The organism is Saccharospirillum impatiens DSM 12546 (assembly GCF_000423605.1).
Classification (GTDB): domain Bacteria; phylum Pseudomonadota; class Gammaproteobacteria; order Pseudomonadales; family Natronospirillaceae; genus Saccharospirillum; species Saccharospirillum impatiens.
On record NZ_AUIH01000141.1, the window covers coordinates 1 to 1685 of the forward strand.

1 protein-coding gene is annotated in these 1685 nt (G+C 47.8%); it reads left to right on the forward strand.

Annotated elements, in window-relative coordinates:
- On the forward strand, positions 1-480 hold a 480-nt coding region (locus G565_RS0120900; RefSeq protein ID WP_245584233.1), incomplete at its 5' end, for a DUF3024 domain-containing protein.
- Positions 481-1685: the final 1205 nt, after the last annotated feature.

Here is a 1685-nt window from a genome sequence, read left to right on the forward strand (position 1 = left end):
GACCGCGCATTATCTGATTGGCTCCGGATCAGTTTGACTGAGAGTATGTTACCAAACCCACGGTTCATGCGGAATAATTTCAACAGCCTGCTAGTAGACTGGTATGTGGGCGTTCCCACACAGAGAATCCATATGGTATTCAGTGAGTTTGAAGCAAAGAAAATTGAGCGAGCCGCTTCCGAGTTTCTGGGAGACCGAAGGCCGCCAGTCGAGATCCGACCCCAGTTAGATTTAGACGTTCGAGTTTCTGGCCAAAGTGTGCAGATTGTCGAGATTCGTCCACACTTCCGCGAGCCGTCTACTAACATTGAGTCGCCGGTGGCAAAAGCTACCTACGTCAAAAAATCTCCATGCTGGAAAATCTACTGGATGCGCAGTGACCTGAAATGGCACTCGTATACTCCAGAACCTGAGTCACGCTCCATCGAGGAATTTTTTGCTATCGTGAATGCCGACGAGAATGGCTGCTTCTTCGGGTAGCGCAATACCAGTCATTCAAGTTCGTTCCCGTCCTGGCGGACGTCCACCGGGCGCCGTAGTCGGGCGCCGTTTTATATTGGCGTTAGGAGCCTAAAGATGCAACCTGGAATGAGTATGATTACTCTCGGTAGACTAATAGGGCACCCAAAGGAGCGAATATTGAATAGGTTCAGCGGCCGGACCTAAAGACTCGTTTAAAAGTGAAAGGTAACCAATGATCTAGATCGAGAAACTGGGTTTATTGGTACAAAGTATCAATATTCAGGCACAGTAAACCCTCATGGAGCCCTGATAGTTGATTCTGAAAGAGTAAGCCGGATTATTTGACTTGCCGCCGCCAGCCCTGATATTCGCTGATACCCCAGCAGGCGGCATTGAGCCTTATTCGAAAAGACGGTATCCCACAATACCTTTGAACTGACTCTTGAAATGCTGGGTGTTGTAAACCCAATGTTCAACCTTGATGTTGAGGCGTTTGAGGATGGGAGGGGTCTGTTGGTCGATACTTCCACGCTTGCCAGTTCGAGTCTGTCTGCCCGTCCAGTCAACTAGCTCCAGGTAGTCCTGTAATCTAAGTGGTAAGCCTGCGGGTATGTCCTGGCGGGGGGGGGGGGCCTGCGAATGGTATCAATGTTTTTGGCTGGGCTGGTTCAGTTGCTTCATGCGCAGTTTGAGCTCAATCTATTTGAATTCCGTTAGGGAATCAGATTGGCCGCCCGCTAATGGTGTTGACGAGTACGTTGATGTCACAGGAAAATTCGCTGTTTTCTCTAAGCTTCAGGTCGTTATGTCTATTTCCGTCGAAGAGGACGAATCTACACCCTCAATAAGCTTTGATGTAGAAACAATGCAGTTTTCTGGAGGAATTCGCCGCATTGGTCTAAGCTCTACTTTTGACATCCTTTATAAAAAAGGGGGAACCATACCTATAAACACTAAAGCTACCCATACCAGTCATGGCTACTGCATTGCGGCTTTGCCTCCATGAGCTCAATCTTGTTCCATTGAGTGCGTTAATACAATATTATCAGAACCTAGTTGCTCGCCCTATTAAAGGTTGGTTTTTCAGTGTTTGCAAATTTTCTTCGGCCAAGTAGTCTCTCCCAAAAAATGGTTCTTCGTAGAAATCTGTGGAGCCCTACGGCTGCATTTCCAGCTTCCCGCAGTAAAACAGTATGCTCGTTCTGAACCCTTCGAAGGAACGA